The sequence below is a fragment of the Aureibaculum sp. 2308TA14-22 genome, from assembly GCF_040538665.1.
Taxonomy (GTDB): Bacteria; Bacteroidota; Bacteroidia; order Flavobacteriales; family Flavobacteriaceae; genus Aureibaculum.
Genome location: NZ_JBEWXT010000001.1, coordinates 1,457,891 through 1,480,063, shown reverse-complemented (window position 1 = coordinate 1,480,063; position 22,173 = coordinate 1,457,891). Strand labels below are relative to the sequence as shown.

Below are 22,173 nucleotides of genomic sequence, written 5' to 3'. Positions count from 1 at the left end.
GAAGTTATCTATTAATTTAGTTCTTCAGGGAGAATATACATTTCTCTTGAAAATTGTCTTTTATCAAAAGAACTAAATACCTTTTCACTTTTCAATTTTGGCTCTTTTATGCTTTTTGTTCTACTAACAGCTCCTGAAATATTATCTAAAGCTCTTTTTAATAAAGGTTCATTTACATCGCCAAAAGGTTTCATATCAGAAACATATTCAACTTCCTCTATATTTGGATCAAATCCTAAAGTATACTCGCTTTGATCTAACTTATTAAATATTTTAAAGGTAATAGGCTGAATAGCATTGGTATGAGCTGTATTTATATTGCTACTGGTAAAATCTGGAGAATCATAAACGGTGAACGACCCTACATTTTTACCATAGGTAGTTGTACCCACTAAAATAACATTCGATTCTCCCATATAAGCTCTTAAACCATTTATAACCATTTCACTAGCAGATGCAGTGTCATCCGAGATAATTACATAGAGTCTACTCAATGTCGATAATCTATTTAAGGCTATATCTCCTGTTGCATTACCGTCAATATCATAAATTCTTCCATTATCAAAAAACGGATATGCAGAATTTTCATTACTATTTTTATCATTATAGATTAATTTGGCGAAAATTTCATTTTCGGAAGCACCACCGTATATCATACTTGATAAATATGCCGATGTCAACACAGCACCTCCGCCATTATATCTTAAATCCAGGACCAATTCTTGAATACCTTCTGACTTAAAAGTTCCAAAAACATCATTTAATTCGTTATGGAAGGTATATTTAAAACCATTATATACCAAATAACCTACTTTTTTTCCTCCTGCATTTATTATACTAGAATAGTGTACAGGGTTCTCTACAACCTGTCTAATGGTTAAACTAGCTTCATTACCATTCGGAACTATTGATCCATCACTGTTAATGGTAGCAAACTTCATAGAGATGTTATTGTCACTATAATATTTATTGACAACTGAATAATTGTCTAAATTTAAAGTAACACCATTAAAAACATTAAATACATCACCTCGCTTTAACCCCGCTTCAGATGCAGGTGTATTTGGTACTACATAGGTCACAAAACCTATTACATCATTACTTGTATTACTCACTCTGGACAACCCAAACTCAAATCCAAAAGCATCATTTATTCCTCTACGGGCTTCATCAGATGCTCTGTAATCATCAATAAACCAAGAAAAACGGTCAGTAGTACCTTTTCCAAATAAAAGTGACTCAAATAAGCCCTCCGGATCGTTATACCCATTTAGGTAAGTGTTATATTCATTGGTATTGTCATTTTTAGTATCCGCCAAGTTGGCCATATCCTCTTGCCAATAATAGTGTTTGTTCATTCCTCTCCAAACAAAATCGTTGATTTTATTATTTAATTCAACTGTTGGCTCTTTAGGATCATCAGCATTTTTATCACAACTTATAAATAGTAGGGTGAGCAGTGACACCACAGTTAATACAATTTTCTTCATACTAGTGTTTTTTTAAAATTTTTGTCGCAATTTAATGAAAATAATTACAAAAGATTAGTACTGTGTAACAAAACTACAAGTAGTTCGTCTTAAGTTTGTATAGCATTAAAATAACTATCAATAACCAAACCAAAATGCAACAAACTGAATTTTTAAATACAGTTTTACCTTTAAAAGATAAAGTTTTTAGACTAGCTAAGAGATTGTTAGTATCTATAGACGAAGCAGAAGATGCTACACAAGAGCTATTTTTAAAATTGTGGAAGAATAAGAATAAATTAGGTAATTATAGTAGCGTGGAGGCTTTTGCAATGACCATGACCAAAAATTATTGTTTAGATCAGTTGAAAGCTAAACGATCAAACAACTTAAAATTAGTACACAGTAATTATAAAGATGAATCTGTTTCTTTACAGCGTAGCGTTGAAATTAGAGATAGTGTTTCTAAAGTACATGAACTGATTGAAAAGTTACCTGAAAAACAAAAAATGATTATTCAGTTAAGAGATATTGAGAATTTTGAATTTGAGGAAATTGGCAAGATTCTTGACTTACAACCAACAGCAGTGCGAGTAGCATTGTCTAGAGCAAGAAAAACAATAAGACAACAATTAATAAAACAACACAACTATGGAATTAGCTAACATAGAAAAACTGATTGAAAAATATGAAAATGCGGAAACTTCATTGCAAGAAGAACAAGCATTAAAGGATTATTTTCAACAAGATAATATACCTGTCCAGTTGCTAGAGTATAAAGCAATGTTCAGCTATTTTAATGAGAGTAGTGCAGAGCGTTTTACAAAGACCATTCCTTTAAAAACTAAGAAACCGTATTGGAAATGGGCATCAGTAGCCGCTGCAGCAGTCTTATTAGTTAGTATTTATTCCATTAATAGGCCTGGTGATTTTAATGATCAGGAGAAAAGAGAAGCTGAATTAGCTTATCAAGAAACTCAGAAAGCATTCCAATTAATTTCTCAGAACCTAAATAAAGGAGAAAGCGTTGCTATTGCGGGGTTACAAGAGTTTCAAAAAACACAAAACAAAGTATTTAAAAACAAGTAAATAATATAGAAATCATGAAAACAATTATATACAACAACAAAATGAAGACAAAAAATTTAATTATCGCATTAGCATTAGTACTAACACCATTATTCACATTTGCACAATCAGCATTTGACAATTTTGCCGATATGGATGATGTATCTGTAGTAAAGGTTAATAAAAAAATGTTTGAACTGATGAAAGGTGTAGCAAGTGGAACAGATGACGCTAAAGAATATGTTAGCCTTATTAGCGGTCTTGATAACCTTAGGGTATTAGCTACTGAAAATGCTTCTATTGCAGCTCAAATGAAAGCTAAAGTTAAGAGTTATTTAAAATCATCTAACTTATCTGAATTAATGAGTGTTAAGGATAAAGAAGGTAATGTAAAAATTTACATTAGAGAAGGTAAAGATGAAGACCATGTAAAAGAACTTTTTATGTTTATTGATGGTATTAGTGCACATATGAAAGATGAAGATCGTAAACCTGAAGCTGTAATAGTTTCGATAACTGGAGATATTGATTTGAACAAAATATCTGAATTGACAGATCAAATGAATATTCAAGGTGGTAAGCATCTTAAAGATGTGAAAAAGAAGAACTAATTGTTTAAAACTAAGCGGTATGAAAACTATAACTAAAATACTATCAATTTTTATTGTAATACTTTTGTTTGCCTCATGTGCTAGTAGCCCATCTTTGCAAAAGTATTACATAGACAACCAAGATGATAAAAACTTTGTTTCTTTAGATGTGCCAGCCAGTTTGGTAAGTTTAAAAGATAATGCTTCACCTGAAGCTCAAGAAACACTGGAGTCAATAAAAAAGTTGAATATATTGGCCTTTGTAAAAGATAAAAAGAATGAAGCAGAATATGCTTTGGAGAGTAACAAGGTTAAAACTATTATAAAGGATAATAAATATATTGAATTACTTCGAGTTAAAGATAAGGGTAGAAATATTGTTATAAAATATGAAGGTGATGAAGATGATAATTCTATCGATGAGCTTATAGTATATGCCAATGATAAATCACAAGGTTTTGCACTTGTTAGAGTATTAGGTGACAAAATGGAGCCTGGTAAAATTCTAAAAATGGTAAATGAAATTGGAGATATTGATGGTGATAGCTTTAAAGGCCTAAAAGATTTAGCAAAGAATATAAAATAGCGGTAATTCAAATTACTTTTTAAAATCCTGAGTACGTTTTGTACTCAGGATTTTTTATTTTGCAAAATGTCAATTCATTTAATTTCTATAAAAGTTTATATTTGTCGCTTAAAACAAAAATATCTACAATGAAAAAACTGTTATTAAGTATTTTAATTATAATTTCAATCTTCAATTTTTCTCTAGCTCAACAACAAGACACTACAAAAGTTGAGCCTATCTACAGAGCCGAAAGGGAAAAAATTAATGCTTTAGTACATACAAAACTTAAAGTATCTTTTGATTATTCAAAAAGTCAGATGGCTGGAGAAGCTTGGATCACTCTAAAGCCACATTTTTATCCTGTGCAAACTGTAACACTAGACGCTAAGGGAATGTTAATTCACAAAGTTACAAGAGATGGAAAAGGCCTGAAATACGATTATGACGGCAACAAGTTAACTATTAAGCTGGACAATATATTTGTTAAAGATGAAGAATATACATTGCACATAACCTATACAGCAAGACCTGAAGAAGTAACACAAGAGGGTAGTGCCGCTATTACCAGTGCAAAAGGTTTGTATTTTATAGATCCACTAGAGACTGATCCTGATAAGCCTACTCAAATTTGGACGCAAGGTGAAACCGAGGCAAGTAGCTGTTGGTTTCCAACTATTGATAGTCCAAACCAAAAAACTACACAAGAAATTTACATGACGGTTCCCAATAAATATGTGACGTTATCTAACGGGCTGATGGAAAGTCAAACCGAAAATAGTGACGGGACCAGAACGGATTATTGGAATTTTGACAAACCTCATGCCCCTTATTTGTTTTTTATGGGAGTGGGCGACTTTGCCATAGTAAAAGATAAATGGAAAGATATTGATGTCGATTACTATGTTGAAAAAGACTTTGAACCTTATGCCAAGGAAATTTTTGGAAATACGCCCGAAATGATGACCTTTTTTTCAGAACTGTTGGGCATTGAATACCCATGGCAAAAATATGCACAAATTATCTGCAGGGATTATGTAAGTGGGGCTATGGAAAATACTACGGCCGTTATCCATGCGGAAAACGCAAATCAGACATCGGGACAATTAATTGATGAGAACATTTGGGAAAATACTATAGCCCATGAAATGATTCACCATTGGTTTGGCAATTTGGTTACGGCAGAAAGTTGGAGCAACTTAAGTATGAACGAATCTTTTGCCAATTATAGCGAATACCTGTGGCAGGAATACAAATATGGTAAAGAATACGCTGATGCACATCGCTATGATAATTTGCAAGGCTATTTCATGGGCGGTAACGAATCAAAAAAATTGGTCCGCTTCCATTATGGAAACAGAGAAGACATGTTTGATGCCGTTTCTTACAATAAAGGTGGTGAGGTTTTGCACATGTTGAGAAATTATTTGGGAGACAAGGCTTTCTTTGCTGGGCTGAACGAATATTTAACTTCTAATAAATATCAAACCGGAGAAGCACATCAGTTCCGGTTAGCGATGGAAGAAGTTAGCGGTAAGGATTTGAACCCCTTCTTTAACCAGTGGTTTTTCGGTGCGGGACACCCTAAACTGAACGTAAGTTATATTTACAACGAAGAAGGAAAATCGGTTACCGTTTTAATAAAACAAACAACCGACAAAACGTTTGAATTCCCATTGGATATTGATGTCTATGAAAACGATAAAGCCCAACGCTACAAAATCAATATAAAAGACAAAGAAGAAAAGTTTACCATTAAATACGCTACTAAACCTCAATTGATAACTATTGATGCCGACAACATACTATTGGCAGAAATAAAAGACGAAAAATCTATTGATAATTATATTTATCAATACAACAATAAAAAAGCGAATTATTTGGATAGGAGGAACGCCATTGAAATATTGGCGGCAGATCAAGATAATAAAGAAGCCTACAAAACCTTAAAGAAAGCATTGAACGATAAATTCTATGGTTTACGAATACTAGCTTTAGACAAAATTGATGTCAGTAAAGATAATAATGTTTTAAAAAGTATTGAGAAATTGGCCACTTCTGATGAAAAAACATTGGTAAGAGCAAAAGCAATTAAGATTTTGGCTGGTTTAAGTGATACTAAGTATTCTAATCTTTTTAAAAGTGCAACGGAAAGCAAATCCTATTCCGTTAAGTCCAATGCTATAGCGGCACTTTATAAAATTGATAAGAGAACCGCTATTGACAAGACGGTTGCTATTACTAATCCGCTTGATAAGAAAGGAATGCTAAATGGTTTGCTAGAAGTATATGTAAATGAAAGATTGAGCCAAGAAATGCCTTTTATTGCCGATAAAATTATAGCTGGGTTGTTTTTTAATCAAGATCCAAAGGTACAGACCCTATATGGCCAGGCATTTCAATGGATTGCTACTAGCGATAACTTAAAAGCTACCAAGATTATGGTTGATGATTTTGTTGCAAAAGCCAATCAGTACAAACAATATGGAGCAGATGCAATTATAAAACAGATGTTACAACAGGTACAGGCTGGAAAAGAACAATTAAATTCATCAAATAAGGAAGAATTGGTAGCTATTGTTAAAAAAGGAATAGCCGATATAAAATAATTGAAAATTTACAATTCAAAAAGCCTCAACTATTAATAGTTGAGGCTTTTTTGATTACTATTAATTGGGTTTGTAATCACTAAAAGTACCGTCTTTATAAAAAATAATAATCTTGTCTATTTCTTTTTGCTGATTGTTATTTTTCAAACCAACAGTATTCGTTTTGGTAGGAAAGGAGCTTAAAGTATCTTTTGCTGGAAACTCTCCTTTACCATTTAACAACCAGTAGAGTTCGACTTCTTTAAAATTATCCAATACTTTTAGTACAAAATCCAAACTGGGCTTATTTCTGCCAGATAAAAGATGGGAAATACTAGAACGCTGCACTTCGATTCTGTCTGCAAAAGCTGCGGCAGAAAGCTGATAATAGTCCATTACCAATTGTAAACGTTTTGAAAAATCTAAGTTGTTAATCAACATGCAATTATTGAGTAACAAATGTAAACAATTTGAATATTAAACCAAACATATTATAACCATTTATTACTTATACAATTAAATTAAAAAATAATATAAATACATTTAAAATATTGATTTACAAGTAATTTAAGTAATATATATTTTTCATTTTACATTTGTAAAAATTAACTTAAAAACAATTCTAAAATTCAATCAATACATTTTACATTTGTAAACATTTCTTTATTTACATTTGTAAAATGAATAATGAGGAAATAAAAAAATTAGTTTCTTGGGCTAATTTCCATAAAGAAAAAAAGCTGTTTGGTAGGTATATTACATTTGCTACTATTGAACCAATTATAAAAAATTTATCACTTAAATTTTCCAAAGAAATTATTGGTCATTCCTATAAGGGAATTCCTATTTATAAAATTACTGCAGGAAATGGCCAAACTAAAATTTTACTTTGGTCACAAATGCATGGTAATGAGAGTACAGGAACTAAAGCATTGTTCGATTTTTTTAAATGGTTAAATGAAGATGACTTTACTGCAAAAACTATTTTGGAAAAATGTACAATTGTGTTTTTACCTATGTTAAATCCTGATGGTGCAGAAGCTTATACTCGTGTAAATGCTCAGGATATTGATTTAAACCGTGATGCGGTAGATAGGATTGCTCCAGAAAGCAACATATTGCATGAAGTTTTAAAAGAAGTTAACCCTGAATTTTGTTTTAATCTGCATGATCAGCGAACGATTTTTAACATAGGAGACAAGCCTGCTACTATTTCTTTTTTAGCTCCATCAGAAGAAGAATCGCGACAAGTAACTGAAGGGAGAAAGATCACCATGTCGGTAATTAGTGCTATGTACTCAGTACTAAAACAATTAATTCCCGATCAAATAGGTAGATATACTGATGAGTTTTATCCAACCGCTACAGGCGATAATTTTCAAAAAGCGGGACACAATACTATTCTTATTGAAGCTGGTCATTATCAAGATGATTACGACAGAGAAGAAGTCCGAAAATTCAATTTTATTAGTTTAGTTAGTGGGGTTCATTGTATCGCGAATCAAAAAGAGTATTCCAATTATGAATCTTACTTTGAAATACCTAATAATGAAAAAAGGTATTTAGATATAATTTACAAAAATGTTGTGTTGCAGGACGAAAATAAAATAATAGACGTTGGCGTATTGTTCAAAGAAATACTCGAAAAAAATAAAATTATTTTTAAACCTACTATTATTCTAACAGAAGATTTATCTGATTATAACGCGAATACCATTGTTAATAAAAAGGGTGAAGTATTCAAAACAAAAGAGTCATTAACTAAACTTTTTGATAATTAATTCGCTTTTTATTAGTTTTTTTAGAGAAAATTTAAGAATTTAGTGATTTAATTGAAAATACAGTAACATGTCAAAATTCAAATTAGACGAAATTGATCATCAAATACTTGATGTTCTTATAGAAAATGCCAGAACTCCATTTACGGATATAGCAAAAAAGTTATTAGTTTCTGCAGGTACTATACACGTAAGGGTGAAAAAAATGGAGGAAGAAGGAGTTATTAAAGGATCTACTTTGACCGTAGATTATGATAAGATGAATTACACTTTTATTGCTTACATTGGTCTGTTTATCGAGAAATCTTCTTACACACAATCTGTTATAGATGAATTGCATAATATTCCTGAAGTAACAGTTGCACATTTAACAACAGGTAAATTTGCTGTTTTTTGTAAAATAAGAGCAATAGACACCAAGCATGCCAAAGATGTTATTTTTAGAATTGACGCAATAAAAGGAGTGCTAAGGACCGAAACATCAATATCTTTAGAAGAGGTAATTAATGATAAAAAGAGATTAATGCATGCAATTTTTGATGCTTACAAAATTTAATTGACTCGTAATTTTAATTTATAAAACGCTTTCAATACATTTGAGAGCGTTTTTTTTTATTAATGTAAATTCACCATCTCCTAAACATGTTTTTTAAAAAAAATCTTTCCAATAAAAAGCTACTAGAATTATACAAAGCTTTGCTTTTGCCTCGATTAATAGAAGAGAAAATGCTCATTTTATTGCGTCAAGGTAAAATATCCAAATGGTTTAGCGGTATTGGTCAAGAAGCTATTGCTGTTGGTGTTACTTCTGCCTTAGAAAATGATGAATATATTTTGCCGATGCACAGAAACTTAGGCGTTTTTACAACCAGGGGTGTTCCTTTGAATCGGTTGTTTTCACAATGGCAGGGGAAAGCCAATGGTTTTACCAATGGAAGAGATCGAAGTTTTCATTTTGGAACTCAAGAATATAATATTATAGGAATGATATCGCATTTAGGTCCTCAATTTGGAGTTGCAGATGGTATAGCTCTAGGGAATTTGCTTAAAGAAAATAATAAAGTTTGTTCTGTATTTACTGGTGAGGGAGGGACAAGTGAAGGCGATATACACGAAGCACTAAATGTTGCTTCAGTATGGAGCTTACCAGTACTTTTTTGTATTGAAAATAACGGTTATGGTCTTTCTACGCCCAGTTGTGAACAATTTAATTGTGAGCAACTTGCTGATAGGGCCAAGGGATACGGAATGGAAAGCCATGTTGTTGATGGTAATAATATACTGGATGTTTATCAAAAAGTACTCGGTATTGCCAAAAGTGTGCGTAAAAACCCTAGACCCATATTTATTGAATTCATAACTTTTAGAATGCGAGGACACGAAGAGGCTAGTGGTACCAAATATGTTCCGCAAGAGTTGTTAGATACTTGGGGAGCTAAAGATCCTTTGGAAAATTATCAAGAGTTTCTAAAAAATAAAGAAATTTTGACTGAAGAAATGGAGGTAGAATTTAAAAAAGAAATTGTTCATGAAATAAATGAGAATTTAGAGCTAGCATTTAATGAAGAAGTCATTGTTCCTAATTTAGAAAATGAATTAAATGATGTATTTCAATCATTTAATTATCAAGAAATTAAAAATAATTCTGAAAATGAAAATATTCGTTTTGTTGATGCCATTTCCCAAGGGTTAAAACAAAGCATGCAGCGGCATGATAATTCCGTAATCATGGGTCAAGACATTGCTGAATACGGCGGTGTTTTTAAAATTACTGAGGGTTTTGTGGAAGAGTTTGGGAAAGAAAGAGTAAGAAATACACCTATATGCGAATCGGCCATTGTATCTGCAGCTTACGGATTGTCAATTAACGGTTTCAAATCGATAGTGGAAATGCAATTTGCTGATTTTGTGAGTTCAGGGTTTAATCCCATTGTAAATTTATTGGCAAAATCGAATTATAGATGGAATCAAAATGCTGATGTGGTTATTAGAATGCCCTGTGGAGCAGGAGTAGGGGCCGGTCCTTTTCATAGTCAAACCAATGAGGCTTGGTTTACTAAAACACCAGGGCTGAAAGTAGTTTATCCTGCATTTCCTTATGATGCCAAAGGTTTATTGGCTACAGCTATTGAAGATCCTAATCCGGTTTTGTTTTTTGAGCATAAAGCCTTGTACAGAAGCATTCGCCAAGATGTGCCAACGGATTACTTTAATCTGCCATTTGGTAAAGCCGCTTTGCTTAACGAAGGAAAAGATATTACCATTATTTCCTTTGGGTATGCGTTACACTGGGTGTTAGACTATTTAAAAGATGCTTCCCTTTCCGCCGATGTTATCGATTTACGCACGTTGCAACCTTTAGATACCGATACTATTTTTAATTCTGTCAAGAAAACAGGAAAAGCCATAATAGTTCAAGAAGATTCCTTATTTGGTGGGGTAGCAAGTGACATTTCATCTTTAATTCATGAAAATTGTTTTGAACATTTAGATGCTTCTGTAAGGCGAGTGGCAAGTTTAGAAACCCCAATTCCTTTTGAACCACAATTGGAAGCTCAATATTTAGGTAAAAATAGACTGGAAGAGGCTATTAATGAGCTTTTAAACTATTAAAATGAATACTATTAAAATTATATCAATACTTCTTCTTTTTATAATACTATCCTCATGTGCTATGAAAAAATCAAAAACCGATAAGATAGGCGAAAGTTTTTCATTTGGAGTTATTGCAGACTGTCAATATTGCAATGCTGAAAATGCTGGCGTTAGAAACTATAGCATTTCAGATGCTAAGCTTAAAAAATGCGTACATCATTTAAACACATTAGATCTTGCATTTACGATACATTTAGGTGATTTCATTGATAGAGATTGGGAAAGTTTTGATGTTGTAGGGCCAATTTATGATAAGCTAAAAATGCCGAAATATCACGTGTTGGGTAATCATGATTTTTCTGTTATTGACGATAAGAAATCAGCAGTGGTTAAAAAAATGGGGTTGCCATCTGAATATTACGATTTCAGCGTAAAAGGTTGGCGATTTATTGTATTGAATGGCAATGATATTAGTTTTCATGCGTATCCTAAAGATTCTGAAGAATATAAAATAGCTGAGACCTATTATTCTGAAAATAATATAACTTCCCCTAAATGGAATGGGGCAGTGGGTAAGACTCAAATGGAATGGTTAGCATCTGTTTTAAAAACAGCAACAGCAAATAATGAAAAAGTAATACTCTATAGTCATTTTCCAATATTTCCAGAAAATGTACATAATTTATGGAATGCCAATGAAGTACTTGCAATAATTGAAAAGTATAGTGTAGTTAAAGCCTATATTAACGGACATAATCATGAAGGTAATTATGGAATTAAAAACGGAGTACATTTTATAACGATGAAGGGAATGGTCGATACTGAAGAAACAGCGTATGCTGTTATAAATTTGTCAAAAGATCAATTAGAAATAGTGGGCTTTGGAAGAGAAAATAGTAAAATACTTAAATTAAAACTTTAGAAATAAATATTAACTATGAAAATAACAAATAGATTTTTACACAGAGATATTGCTTACTTTTATGTGGGATTAATTATTGCTTTTTCTTTTTCTGGAATCATTTTAAACCATCGTCAAGACTGGTACCCTATGGATTATACTTATGAAAGTGAAGAGGTGACTTTAACTTTACCTGAAGATAGTAAAAAAATAACCAAAGAGTTTTTAATTGAATCTACCAAAGATTTAGAAGTTGATTATGATGGACATAGAGTTAGAGATGGAGAATTAAGGGTTTATTTTAAAGATAATGTCATTTTAGATGCCGATGCAAAAACTGGGAAAGGGACTCTAGAATTTAAGCGAAAAGTTCCATTTTTAGGTCATACAATGTATTTGCATAAATCTACCAACAAATTCTGGATTTGGTATTCTGATATATTTGGAGTAGCCATGCTTGTTATTGCATTTACTGGAATGTTTATCTCAGCTGGTAAAAATACGTTCTGGAAACGCGGTTGGAAATTGGCCTTAGCTGGAATTTTATTTCCGTTAATTTTCTTATTTTTATTATCATAAAACAAAAAAATGAAGCAAGGTAAATTTGCACACTCGGTATTTTTTTGGCTCAAAAACCCTGAGAATATTGTAGAACGAGATGTATTTGAAAAATCATTATTCAATTTTATAAACCAATCTGTTTATATTAAAACAAAGCATATTGGCATACCCGCCAATACCGATAGAGCGGTTATCGATAGTTCTTATACCTATAGTTTACTACTGACCTTTGATGATAAAGCGAATCATGATAAGTATCAGGAAGAGGCTAATCACAAACGATTTATTAAAGAATGTGCTGATTTATGGGAAAAAGTAGTAGTTTATGATGCTAATGCTATTATAGATTAGCGAAAAATAGTATTAATTTGGCGATAACTTTTTCTAAAAAAGTTAAAAATTTCAGTTTGTCCCCTAAAATTACTACATTTAGTAACTGATTTTTAACTACTTAATTGACTATAGGGTTTTCTGTTCAGTTTTTTAAAAAGCTAATAAATATCATGTTTTTGGTATCTTTTTGTGCGTAGCTTTATACTTCTAAAATACTTACTAAATCTATAATTATGCAGATATACGATGACAAACACATTAAAAATGTAGTCTTTGTTGGGGCTCATGACAGTGGTAAGACCACACTTTCAGAAACCATGCTTTTTGAAGCGGGACTTATAAATAGGAGAGGAGCAGTAGAAACTAAAAATACCGTTTCCGATTTTCATGAAGTAGAGCAGGAGCGAGGTAATTCCATTTTTGCTACGCCCTTGCATACAGAATGGCGAAACTATAAGATAAACATTATTGACACCCCGGGCCTAGATGATTTTATTGGTGAAATTATTTCGTCAATTAGAGTTGCAGATACCATTGTAACAGTATTAAACGCACAACATGGTGTTGAAATAGGAACAGAAATCATCTGGAATTATGTAAATAAATACAGTAAACCAACCATATTTGTTATCAATCAGATAGATCATTTAAATGCTAATTTTGAAGAAAGTTTTAAGAGTATTTCATCCTTAGTTGGTAAAAATGTTGTCAAAATTCAATATCCTTTAAAAATTGATGGAGCACAATGTATTTTAGATGTTCTTAAAATGAAGGTGTATAAATTTCCGCCAACGGGAGGGAAGCCAGAAAAATTGGCCATACCCGATGACCAAAAAGAATTGGCCAATAAATTACATAACGAATTGGTTGAAAAAGCAGCAGAAAACGATGAGGAGTTATTAGAATTGTTTTTTGAAAAAGGCACCTTAAACGAAGATGAAATGCGTAAAGGTATAAAAGCAGGTATGCTAAATCACGAATTGTTCCCGGTATTTTGTGTATCTGCTCTAAACGATATGGGTACTGGACGCTTAATGGGCTTTATTGATAATGTAGCTCCTGCAGCAGCGGATCTAAAACCTGAGCAAACCTTAGAAGGCAATGATATAGTTCGTACAAAAGAAGCTCCTACAAGCTTGTTTGTATTTAAAACATTAAACGAACCCAATTTAGGGCAGATTACCTACTTTAAAGTTAAATCAGGAGAAATTAAGGTAAACGATAAGTTGGTCAACTCTCGTAACGGAGAAACGGAAACCATCAATCAGCTATTTATAATGGATGGCAAAAAACGAGAATCTGTTTCTAAATTAACGGTTGGTGATATAGGAGCCACATTAAAATTAAAATATACCGAAACTAATGATACCTTACATGAAGCTGGTAAATCGACAACTATTAAACCCATTCAATACCCTGAGCCAAGAATTAGAAAATCTATAGTTGCCGTAAATAAAAAGGACGAAGAAAAATTAAGCGAGGCCTTAAAGAAAATCCACACACAAGATCCTACGGTTACTATCAACTACGCTAAGGAATCTAAACAACTAATTATTGGTTGTCAAGGGGAATTACATTTGGCCATTGTCAACTGGTTACTGGAAAACGAATATGGTATTAACGTAAAATTTGAAAAACCTAAAATTACCTATAGAGAAACCATACAACGTTCATCAACAGCAAATTACAAACACAAAAAACAATCAGGTGGTGCAGGTCAATTTGCACAAGTACACATGAAAATAGAGCCGTGGGAAGAAGGTATGCCAGACCCTGAAGGGTTCAATATTAGGGGCAAAGAAGAAGTCGATTTACCTTGGGGTGGGAAACTCATATTCTATAATTGTATAGTTGGTGGTGTAATTGACACGCGTTATTTACCTTCAGTAATGAAAGGGGTTTTGGAAGTCATGGAAACAGGTCCTTTGACCAATTCGTTTGTGAGAGATGTACGTGTTATGGTTTATGATGGTAAAATGCACTCTGTAGATTCTAATGATATTTCATTTAAGATTGCCGGAGCACATGCCTTTAAAGAAGCGTTTTTAAATGCGAATCCTAAATTGTTAGAGCCTGCAAACGAATTAACGGTTAGGGTGCCGGAAGAAATGGTGGGTAATGTAATGACCGATTTACAATCACGACGTTCCATTATACAAGGGGTAGAGAGTAACGGACACTATCAAATATTGAAATGTATTACACCAGCGGCAGAACTGTTCGGATATTCTACCAATTTACGTTCATTAACACAAGGGAGAGCAACGTTTAGCTCCAAATTTTCTGCCTATCAGCCAGTGCCTAGTAATGTACAGCAAGAATTAATTAAACAAAATTTATAAAATATAATTTATTATGCAGACTAAAGTATTGTATTTAAGCGATTTAAAATTCAATTTAGAAACTTGGAGAAGAGAGTTAAAGTTTCATGCCAACGAAATGGATACTTTTGAAGAAAAACTTGAAGAAATTGCAAGTAGAGAGTTTAGTGACAAAGCATTAGTGCCGTTAGAAAGCTTTCAGAACAGAATAATGATAGAAAGGGATGTTATTTCTAAATTACAGCACAGATGTAAAGCCAAAATTAAAAATATACAAGCCGCTGATTATAATGAAGATATTGATGGTAGGTTACAATTTGAACAACATACCTTACGAGAGGACATGCGTACGTATATAAAATTACATTATGATTTAAAAGAAGAAATGATGGATTATTTTTTAGAATGGCTTTAAAGTCTTTTGATTTAATAACAAACTTTCTCAGCTTATTTTATTAAACGTCTTGGTGTAAAAATCAAGGCGTTTTTTATGGAACATATATTTCAGCTTCTGGATAAAAAGCTCCAATGGCAAACCAATAACTAACAACAGAAACAGCAGGTGTTAAATAATCTCCAATATTTCCAGAAAGTGTTTCCCCAAAAACATTTCTTATTGTACCTGTATTATCTTTAAAAAAACCTCCTGATGTACTTAATTCATATTGAAAAGTAAGTAGTTCATTAGCTTCACTTAAAACAAATGAATTGATAATGTCTTCATTTCCTACTAGTAAGTATTTTTTGTCGTTAAAAGTATCTATTATCGCTTTGCCGCCAGTAAAATCTTGGTATTTGTATACTTTAGAAATTTCTTTATCAACATCAATAATTGCGTATACTCGTTGCTTGCTAGGTAACCTTTTATCATAAGGGGCAGGGCGAAAGTAAAACAAATTATGATTTGTTTTATAATCTTCACTATAAGGGTATTCACCATAAGTTCGTGAAAATCCAGTGTCTTCACTTAATACCAATGTGTTTGGATAAAGGGTTTTCCAGGTTTTCCAATCTGTTTCAACTATGTTATAATTAGTTGGTCGTTGGCCAACTAAATCTCCATTTACGCACTGCAATTTTAATTGCGACCATAAGCTTCCGGTTTCTCTATCATACATGATTAAATTATTATTGTACAAGAGGCCAGAGGTGCCAAATTCAGATTCTCTACCCCAAGCAAATGCGGTTCCAGTTAACGGGCAGTAGGAAATGGTAATTGGAGTTACTCCCATTTTATAATTAACCAATTCATGCCAATCTAATATGTAATGAGGGTAGGCCCTAGCTTCACCTTCAAAGTACATTCCTATCACCAAATCATCATCTGAAAGGCCTTCAAAATCATCGCTGGAATCATTAATGAATTTTGGATCATCTATAGATGGAATTCCATCTCTACCAGGTCCGCCATCTTTAATTTCACGACGTGCAATTAGCCATTCTTCTTGAAGTTCAATTGAACCACCATTACCAAGATTTTCAAAATCATCATTAGACTTGCTACACGAAATAATAATTATAAAAGCAAAGAGTAGAAGATGCAATTTTTTCATAATCTATTTAGTTAGTTGATCAAAACGTTAAATGGTCATTAGATTAAAGAGTCGGATAAATAGTAATTTCCTTACTTCTTAATTTTTTACCATTAGCAAAGTAGTTGATAGTATGGTTAAATTGTTTGAATTGATATTAACACTATAAACAATTATACTATTTTTTCCGCTATGTCGTTTTAAGCTAAGACCTTATCAAAAATTGATTTTCGCTATGCTTGAATATGAATTTAACTGTCCATACTGCAGAAATGAAGTTTCAACATTAGTTGAAACTGATAAAGACAAACAGCAATTTATAGAAGATTGTATAGAATGTAAAAATCCACTAGAAATGATTATTGATTGTACTTATAATCAAATAGTGGAAGTAATGATAAACCCTATAGCACAATAAATTTATTATAAACATTAGTACATTGGTGTATAGGCTAATATATTCTATTTAACATAATATAAATTATAAGACAAATATATGGTAATTCCGTTATAGCCATATTTCAGGTTCTTACATTAGATCTTATAATTATATTATGTAAAATATCCCATTATGTTTATTGTATAAATACAGTATTCGGTACCTTGGGTCATAAAAATTTCAAATACTCAATTCTCATCTATTGACATTCCGTTAGATATTTGTCCCATAATTTGTCATTATGTAAAATTGCCGTCTGCAAACGCTCTATTGTTTAATAAAATCAAATTGTTATCACAATTTATTTTATACACAATTTCCAACCGCTTGCAACCGCCAAAAAAAGCTCACCTTTTTGGTAGTATTAAAATTCATGTAATTAAGAATATTTTGTCTAAAAAAGTTTTCACGAGCTTCTCGTGGGATTTTCGCAAGAGTATAATTTTTTTAAACAAAAAAATCTATACACTTGCTAACTTTAGACTTTCAATTAACCTTTTCTTTCCATGGCTTCAGCCGTTTTTTTCATTTTCTTTTGTCTTGAAACAAAAGAAACAAAAATTCAAGGCTTCACATACTTTTGGAAACAATTACGGTTCAAAACGCTATATTTTAAAGATGGTCTGGACTTCTAAGTCAAATTGTAATAACCTTGTTATTCGCAGTGTTTATAGATGTTACGAAGTATCGATTTAAAACATTTAACGCTTATTTTCACCTATTGTTTTACCAAAATTATCTGAGGCCATCAAAAAAGGGCTCTACTTCTATTTAACATAATATCATAGTCTAGCTATCATATTATCTAAAGAAAACTTACTCAATTCAGGAATAGCCTTAGTAAATACTTTAATTTCCCAATTTGACAGATGTGGAAAACCACTTACCTCATTCTCTAAAAAAATATAATTATCTGGAGTTGTTACTGTTTTTGAAGGGATTATAACATAATATCATAGTCTAGCTATCATATTATCTAAAGAAAACTTACTCAATTCAGGAATAGCCTTAGTAAATACTTTAATTTCCCAATTTGACAGATGTGGAAAACCACTTACCTCATTCTCTAAAAAAATATAATTATCTGGAGTTGTTACTGTTTTTGAAGGGATTAAATAAAAATTAAAAGGTTCACTATCCATAATAAGTACCAATGCCACCCACAGCTTGTCTTTTGGCTCTCCTAATCTTTGTTTTGGAATCTTTACCTTTCTTTCTGTGTCTAAATTGATGGGTTGCAAATAAACTTCATGAAAATTTTCAGTATTAGCTTTGATTACAAAATCAACCCCTTCCCTCCCACTTTCATTTGGTAAAAATTCAAGTTGAGAATTTAAAAGCTCTGATTTTATGAATTTGAATACTTTTTCATTAATTGAATTCATAGTTATTAAGATACATCATTATTCCTTTAATATTTCAAATCTAATTGGATTATATTGATAATTAGAGCATTCCCATACCCATTGAACACATTGTCTATCTAATATCAGATTCTCAACTGGATTTGAAATTAACCCGATTTCTATAAATGAATCTAATTGCCTAACTACACCAATATAATAACTTTCTTGTTTTTCCTGTGCGACTGCGATTTCATTATTGGTCAGTTTGAATTTTTGACCAGGCAATGTAATTGATTTAATTTCAATTTGAATTTCATTTCCATTCGGGTCAAGTCCTTCTAAATCATAACCGATATTTTGCTTACTTACATCTTCAAGCTTAAAACCATTTTTATTTAGAACTTCCAGAGTTTGTTCTTCAGCACTTCTCCAACGTTGAACGTTAGATTTTGTTGGCGAATATGAATTTTTCTGAAATTTATTTAACCAATTAGTTTCTGAACTTGATTGATTAACATCATTTAAAGTATTTTCATTACTTTTTGAATTAGCAAAGATATTATTTGAATAATTAGAAGATACATGTGATTTGAAAACTTGCTTTATATCAAATTCGGTCAGCCCGTTTTCAATTAATAAAGTTATAAATGATTCATCAACTACCAATTCATTATTTTTAATCTCATTGAGTGAAACCCTTTCTTTATTACTCAAAAATATTTTTAGACTCTTTACAAGTGATTCATCTTGATTATTTCTAGTTATTAACCCTTTGATTATTTGAATAGAAAATTGAGAACAACCTAAAGCAGATAACTTTGACGCATTTATGGTTTCGGTTAAATTATCAAAAGTATCTTCATTTGCTCCTAGATGTTTTACAAAACGAATAAAACCTTCTGCCTCGTATAATTTGCTACTTATGGGTTGATTATTATTATGTTTGGTCAAGACGTTATAATCCTTTGTATTCAACCAGTTTGGGCAAAGTAACATTGTTTTAAAAAAATAAGAACTATGTTTTTTAAGCTCCTCCATCAAATACTTCTCGACTGATGGCTTTTTAAATTGTACCATTCTCGGGTCAATGTATGGTGTGAGAGAATTAACTAAATCGTTGTTTGAATTTAATATATTTTGCTCAATTACATTTAAAATGAACTTACTGGTTGATTTAATTGACCTGATTGTTCTATCATCAAAAATTACATGTTTTCTTGAAGGGTCTGTACTAAAATCACCATTTATTAAAACGCCTAACCCAGAGATATCTTCGGTTGGAAGAAACGAGTAAATATGTGAATCAGCCTCATGTATTTTTTTTACTTTATTATTTTCCAATAAATACCCTAACGTTATATCCTTGTCTGAGGACAAAATCCAATTATTCGTTTCACCATTGATTTCAAACGTCAACCTATCTTCTGTTTCAGATATATAATGTTTAGATTTTTTGACAGTTAGATTTTTATTCGAAATTTGAAATTCTGTTTCATTAATATTTTTTAAAAACAATAATGATGATGCATCAAATGCCTCAAACTCTAATTCAATTTCACGTGCTGTAACTCCAGTAAAAATAAAAATCGTTGAATATTCGGCTGATTTAAGTTCATTTATAATAGGTTGAACATCCTCTAATCCTTGAATTTTTAAATTATGAGGAATCCTAATTAACGGAACGCGTTGGGCTTTAGGTATTTCTTTTTCAGTCAATTCTTTGGAATAAGTAACTGCCAATTCCCCGCTTAAGATATGCACTTCTTTAGTAAAACCAACAACAGACTTAAAACCTATACCTCTATAGCCTATTGTTTCTCCTCTAACCTTATTTGAAGAAGCACTTCGACATAAACTTTCTAAGTCTTGTTTATCAAATATTCTTCCATTATTAGCCACAAAAAGAAATTCATCTTTTTTAATAATTTTAAATTTAGTTGACTTTGAATCATCTGCATTTTGCAATAATTCAATAAAAGACCTGTTGTTATAGCTTTCTGAAATATAACTTTCCAATCCCGCTAAGTCGGATAAAAGATTAGGAGATGAAATTGCTTCATCCAATAAATCTTGACGTACTTCATTTAAAAACATCTATTGTTTTTTTAGTAAATATTATTATTTTCTAATATCACGAACTAATTTTGGGATAAATTCTTATTTTCTTAATTTCATCGGCTATGTTCTTATCATTAAAAGTAAACCTAATTAATTCAAAACCGAAGAAATCTTCTGGATACAAACTTTTATAGTCTGTTTCAAGAATTGAATTTTCTTGACCATAAAGAATACATTCAATGTTTATTCTTCCATTTTCAATAGGAATGGAAGATCCAGTTTTTGGGTGGATTTCAAAAAAAATTATAATTCCACCCCAATCTTGAACTTTTATAGAAATATTTTCGAAAGTAATGGACGCTCTTTCTTCAAAGGCTTCTAATCTTTCTATTTTACTCAATAGAGATTTTGCTAAAATTTTATTCATTTTTGAAATATTATTGACCCTATAAAATTAATTAGTTTAAAAGAGTTTACAAGGATTTTCAATGTTTATTTCTAGATTTTATTTTATTCCCAAATCTACATAAAACTTCATTGATAGATTATAGCTTTTGCGACTATATTGAAATTTGCAGTAAAAATTCATTCTAGGATAATTTTTATAAACAACTCACAGAAAAGAAGTGCATTGTTTTGCTCTAAACTGTGTTCTTATTAACTTTACATTTTATCTAAGCTTATTAAAAATGTAATTTTTGAATTCCTCTATAGATACATTATACTTCTCAAAATTATTGTCCAACATTTCAATATACTTTTCATCTGTACAGCTAACGTATTTAACTGCTTGTTTAAAAACTAAAGTGTCAACCATGAGTCTCAAAAATATAGGGAAATTGTCTCTTTTGTTTGACCTTATAAATAGTCGAGTACCAGACAAAGGAAATATATAATCATCTTCATAAACTTTTAGACTAGATTCTTTTTCGAATATTACTGGATTGTCAGAACAGAGATACGGAAACATGTTTGTGTTTTCCAAAATTGTATATGGAGTTCTACAATTTAAACCTCTAATTGAATCCATTATAGAATTATAATATTTATAACTTTTTATAAAAGGTTCGCTATTTTTGAATTCTTCTTCTCTTTTTTTATCTCTACTACCACTTGAATTTTTTATTGCTAAGCCTAAACTATTTAAATCATTATTATTAATAAGCAACTTTAATTCATCTTCTCGATGAGGCAAACGCCAATACATTAGACTTACAAAATGATTTAAAGCCGGCATATCATCCTCATCCACATTAAATCGACTAGTATTGTCTGAAGAATTAATCTTATCGATTAGGTCTGAAATGTTATTATCAAAATAAGCATAGTGTTCCGTTTCTAAGAAATCACTTTTCTGCCCTTTAAAATATATTGTATTTGCATTTTCTTCAAAAAAATACGACTGCGGAGAAAATTCTTTACCATTCTTAATAAATCGTTTTTCTTGAACATTATAAATTTTGAACTTATTAGATTCTTTTGTAAATCCTTTTAAGTAAAACACAGGTAAATAATGATGTCTCCAAGAAGTGTTATTCATTTCACTCAAAATTAATGAGACACAAATTTACAACAAATATTAATGAGCGATTGATGGTAATACTAACCATTCCACACACATTTTGCTCCTCTTCTCTGCCCTACCGCAAAAAGAGTGTTCATTATCTTTCTAAAATGAACTTTTGTCAAGAAAACTTTTAATAAACATGTAGATAGTTTTGCTTTTTACCAAAGCAAAATAACATAATGCAGAACATTATAGGACAAATAACAGTAATTTACGCATAGCCGTATTTCAGGCTATTTGACATAATTAAAGATATAAAAACACGTAGTGTTTTATATCAACCATAATTATGTTAAAGTAAATTACGGTTCTCTAAACAGAATTATAATTGGTTCTAAATTAGATCCTATAATCCCCAGCCGCATCAACTGTCTCAAAAACAAAATGGTCTACCAGACCATTTAATTTTATGAAATTTAAAATATCCCAGCAAGTTCTGTTTTTAAAATTAACCTTTGTACT

General features: G+C 31.3%; 21 protein-coding genes. 14 read left to right on the top strand and 7 right to left on the bottom strand.

Annotated elements, in window-relative coordinates; translation table 11 throughout:
* Window positions 1-11: 11 nt before the first annotated feature.
* Window positions 12-1,490 carry a S41 family peptidase gene (locus tag U5A88_RS06535; protein WP_354204848.1) on the bottom strand — a complete coding sequence of 493 codons (1,479 nt, stop codon included), beginning with the start codon at window positions 1,488-1,490 and terminating at the stop codon, window positions 12-14.
* 134 nt (window positions 1,491-1,624) lie between these two features.
* Between U5A88_RS06535 and U5A88_RS06530 the strand changes: the two genes are divergently transcribed.
* From U5A88_RS06530 to U5A88_RS06510, 5 genes are all read left to right on the top strand, one after another.
* Window positions 1,625-2,134, top strand: coding sequence for an RNA polymerase sigma factor (locus tag U5A88_RS06530; protein ID WP_354204846.1), 510 nt, complete (start codon window positions 1,625-1,627; stop codon window positions 2,132-2,134).
* The gene (locus U5A88_RS06525; protein ID WP_354204845.1) at window positions 2,121-2,558 is read left to right on the top strand and encodes a hypothetical protein; all 438 of its coding nucleotides are present in this window, start codon (window positions 2,121-2,123) and stop codon (window positions 2,556-2,558) included. The genes U5A88_RS06530 and U5A88_RS06525 overlap by 14 nt, the downstream gene beginning before the upstream one ends.
* A 14-nt stretch (window positions 2,559-2,572) precedes the next feature.
* Window positions 2,573-3,148: a DUF4252 domain-containing protein gene (locus U5A88_RS06520; protein WP_354204843.1), complete on the top strand. Its 576-nt coding sequence runs from the start codon at window positions 2,573-2,575 to the stop codon at window positions 3,146-3,148.
* A gap of 19 nt (window positions 3,149-3,167) precedes the next feature.
* Window positions 3,168-3,713, top strand: a complete 546-nt coding sequence (locus tag U5A88_RS06515) for a DUF4252 domain-containing protein (RefSeq protein WP_354204842.1) — start codon at window positions 3,168-3,170, stop codon at window positions 3,711-3,713.
* Window positions 3,714-3,841: 128 nt separating this feature from the next.
* Window positions 3,842-6,301 carry a M1 family metallopeptidase gene (locus U5A88_RS06510; RefSeq protein ID WP_354204840.1) on the top strand — a complete coding sequence of 820 codons (2,460 nt, stop codon included), beginning with the start codon at window positions 3,842-3,844 and terminating at the stop codon, window positions 6,299-6,301.
* Window positions 6,302-6,361: 60 nt separating this feature from the next.
* On the opposite strand, the gene U5A88_RS06505 is transcribed toward U5A88_RS06510, so the two are convergent.
* Window positions 6,362-6,718 carry a helix-turn-helix domain-containing protein gene (locus U5A88_RS06505; protein ID WP_354208153.1) on the bottom strand — a complete coding sequence of 119 codons (357 nt, stop codon included), beginning with the start codon at window positions 6,716-6,718 and terminating at the stop codon, window positions 6,362-6,364.
* A gap of 242 nt (window positions 6,719-6,960) precedes the next feature.
* On the opposite strand from U5A88_RS06505, the gene U5A88_RS06500 reads away from it, so the two are divergent.
* From U5A88_RS06500 to U5A88_RS06465, 8 genes are all read left to right on the top strand, one after another.
* A complete protein-coding gene (locus U5A88_RS06500; protein WP_354204838.1) occupies window positions 6,961-8,061 on the top strand; it encodes a M14 family zinc carboxypeptidase in 1,101 nt (366 codons plus the stop codon).
* A 67-nt stretch (window positions 8,062-8,128) separates the two neighbouring features.
* The gene (locus U5A88_RS06495) at window positions 8,129-8,614 is read left to right on the top strand and encodes an Lrp/AsnC family transcriptional regulator (RefSeq protein WP_354204836.1); all 486 of its coding nucleotides are present in this window, start codon (window positions 8,129-8,131) and stop codon (window positions 8,612-8,614) included.
* 86 nt (window positions 8,615-8,700) lie between these two features.
* Window positions 8,701-10,671, top strand: a complete 1,971-nt coding sequence (locus U5A88_RS06490; RefSeq protein ID WP_354204834.1) for an alpha-ketoacid dehydrogenase subunit alpha/beta — start codon at window positions 8,701-8,703, stop codon at window positions 10,669-10,671.
* Window position 10,672: 1 nt separating this feature from the next.
* Window positions 10,673-11,575: a metallophosphoesterase gene (locus U5A88_RS06485; protein WP_354204832.1), complete on the top strand. Its 903-nt coding sequence runs from the start codon at window positions 10,673-10,675 to the stop codon at window positions 11,573-11,575.
* Between the two features lie 15 nt (window positions 11,576-11,590).
* Entirely contained in the window at window positions 11,591-12,133 is a 543-nt protein-coding gene (locus U5A88_RS06480) for a PepSY-associated TM helix domain-containing protein (protein ID WP_354204830.1), read from the top strand.
* Between the two features lie 9 nt (window positions 12,134-12,142).
* Complete coding sequence (locus U5A88_RS06475; protein WP_354204828.1) at window positions 12,143-12,466, top strand: Dabb family protein; 324 nt, start codon at window positions 12,143-12,145, stop codon at window positions 12,464-12,466.
* Between the two features lie 215 nt (window positions 12,467-12,681).
* A complete protein-coding gene (locus U5A88_RS06470; RefSeq protein WP_354204826.1) occupies window positions 12,682-14,790 on the top strand; it encodes an elongation factor G in 2,109 nt (702 codons plus the stop codon).
* A 13-nt stretch (window positions 14,791-14,803) separates the two neighbouring features.
* The gene (locus U5A88_RS06465; protein ID WP_354204825.1) at window positions 14,804-15,184 is read left to right on the top strand and encodes a hypothetical protein; all 381 of its coding nucleotides are present in this window, start codon (window positions 14,804-14,806) and stop codon (window positions 15,182-15,184) included.
* A gap of 73 nt (window positions 15,185-15,257) precedes the next feature.
* Here U5A88_RS06465 and U5A88_RS06460 read toward each other — a convergent pair whose 3' ends face one another.
* Window positions 15,258-16,322: a DUF3179 domain-containing protein gene (locus tag U5A88_RS06460; protein WP_354204823.1), complete on the bottom strand. Its 1,065-nt coding sequence runs from the start codon at window positions 16,320-16,322 to the stop codon at window positions 15,258-15,260.
* 214 nt (window positions 16,323-16,536) lie between these two features.
* Here U5A88_RS06460 and U5A88_RS06455 point away from each other — a divergent pair, with 214 nt between their 5' ends.
* Complete coding sequence (locus U5A88_RS06455) at window positions 16,537-16,719, top strand: CPXCG motif-containing cysteine-rich protein (RefSeq protein ID WP_354204821.1); 183 nt, start codon at window positions 16,537-16,539, stop codon at window positions 16,717-16,719.
* A gap of 974 nt (window positions 16,720-17,693) precedes the next feature.
* Here U5A88_RS06455 and U5A88_RS06450 read toward each other — a convergent pair.
* From U5A88_RS06450 to U5A88_RS06435, 4 genes are all read right to left on the bottom strand, one after another.
* The gene (locus tag U5A88_RS06450) at window positions 17,694-18,125 is read right to left on the bottom strand and encodes a hypothetical protein (protein WP_354204819.1); all 432 of its coding nucleotides are present in this window, start codon (window positions 18,123-18,125) and stop codon (window positions 17,694-17,696) included.
* 18 nt (window positions 18,126-18,143) lie between these two features.
* Window positions 18,144-20,180, bottom strand: a complete 2,037-nt coding sequence (locus tag U5A88_RS06445) for a DUF3883 domain-containing protein (protein ID WP_354204817.1) — start codon at window positions 20,178-20,180, stop codon at window positions 18,144-18,146.
* 37 nt (window positions 20,181-20,217) lie between these two features.
* Window positions 20,218-20,571 carry a hypothetical protein gene (locus U5A88_RS06440; protein WP_354204815.1) on the bottom strand — a complete coding sequence of 118 codons (354 nt, stop codon included), beginning with the start codon at window positions 20,569-20,571 and terminating at the stop codon, window positions 20,218-20,220.
* Window positions 20,572-20,814: 243 nt separating this feature from the next.
* Window positions 20,815-21,684: a DUF4238 domain-containing protein gene (locus tag U5A88_RS06435; RefSeq protein WP_354204813.1), complete on the bottom strand. Its 870-nt coding sequence runs from the start codon at window positions 21,682-21,684 to the stop codon at window positions 20,815-20,817.
* Window positions 21,685-22,173: the final 489 nt, after the last annotated feature.

What these genes read in the sequence shown, in the direction of transcription:
- U5A88_RS06455 (WP_354204821.1), top strand. Translation starts at nt 16,537, where the DNA reads ATGCTTGAATATGAATTTAACTGTCCATACTGCAGAAATGAAGTTTCA.
- U5A88_RS06460 (WP_354204823.1), bottom strand. Translation starts at nt 16,322, where the DNA reads ATGAAAAAATTGCATCTTCTACTCTTTGCTTTTATAATTATTATTTCG.
- U5A88_RS06495 (WP_354204836.1), top strand. Translation starts at nt 8,129, where the DNA reads ATGTCAAAATTCAAATTAGACGAAATTGATCATCAAATACTTGATGTT.
- U5A88_RS06480 (WP_354204830.1), top strand. Translation starts at nt 11,591, where the DNA reads ATGAAAATAACAAATAGATTTTTACACAGAGATATTGCTTACTTTTAT.
- U5A88_RS06465 (WP_354204825.1), top strand. Translation starts at nt 14,804, where the DNA reads ATGCAGACTAAAGTATTGTATTTAAGCGATTTAAAATTCAATTTAGAA.
- U5A88_RS06510 (WP_354204840.1), top strand. Translation starts at nt 3,842, where the DNA reads ATGAAAAAACTGTTATTAAGTATTTTAATTATAATTTCAATCTTCAAT.
- U5A88_RS06445 (WP_354204817.1), bottom strand. Translation starts at nt 20,180, where the DNA reads ATGTTTTTAAATGAAGTACGTCAAGATTTATTGGATGAAGCAATTTCA.
- U5A88_RS06520 (WP_354204843.1), top strand. Translation starts at nt 2,573, where the DNA reads ATGAAAACAATTATATACAACAACAAAATGAAGACAAAAAATTTAATT.
- U5A88_RS06470 (WP_354204826.1), top strand. Translation starts at nt 12,682, where the DNA reads ATGCAGATATACGATGACAAACACATTAAAAATGTAGTCTTTGTTGGG.
- U5A88_RS06535 (WP_354204848.1), bottom strand. Translation starts at nt 1,490, where the DNA reads ATGAAGAAAATTGTATTAACTGTGGTGTCACTGCTCACCCTACTATTT.
- U5A88_RS06500 (WP_354204838.1), top strand. Translation starts at nt 6,961, where the DNA reads ATGAATAATGAGGAAATAAAAAAATTAGTTTCTTGGGCTAATTTCCAT.
- U5A88_RS06440 (WP_354204815.1), bottom strand. Translation starts at nt 20,571, where the DNA reads ATGAATAAAATTTTAGCAAAATCTCTATTGAGTAAAATAGAAAGATTA.
- U5A88_RS06435 (WP_354204813.1), bottom strand. Translation starts at nt 21,684, where the DNA reads ATGAATAACACTTCTTGGAGACATCATTATTTACCTGTGTTTTACTTA.
- U5A88_RS06530 (WP_354204846.1), top strand. Translation starts at nt 1,625, where the DNA reads ATGCAACAAACTGAATTTTTAAATACAGTTTTACCTTTAAAAGATAAA.
- U5A88_RS06515 (WP_354204842.1), top strand. Translation starts at nt 3,168, where the DNA reads ATGAAAACTATAACTAAAATACTATCAATTTTTATTGTAATACTTTTG.
- U5A88_RS06490 (WP_354204834.1), top strand. Translation starts at nt 8,701, where the DNA reads ATGTTTTTTAAAAAAAATCTTTCCAATAAAAAGCTACTAGAATTATAC.
- U5A88_RS06450 (WP_354204819.1), bottom strand. Translation starts at nt 18,125, where the DNA reads ATGAATTCAATTAATGAAAAAGTATTCAAATTCATAAAATCAGAGCTT.
- U5A88_RS06485 (WP_354204832.1), top strand. Translation starts at nt 10,673, where the DNA reads ATGAATACTATTAAAATTATATCAATACTTCTTCTTTTTATAATACTA.
- U5A88_RS06525 (WP_354204845.1), top strand. Translation starts at nt 2,121, where the DNA reads ATGGAATTAGCTAACATAGAAAAACTGATTGAAAAATATGAAAATGCG.
- U5A88_RS06475 (WP_354204828.1), top strand. Translation starts at nt 12,143, where the DNA reads ATGAAGCAAGGTAAATTTGCACACTCGGTATTTTTTTGGCTCAAAAAC.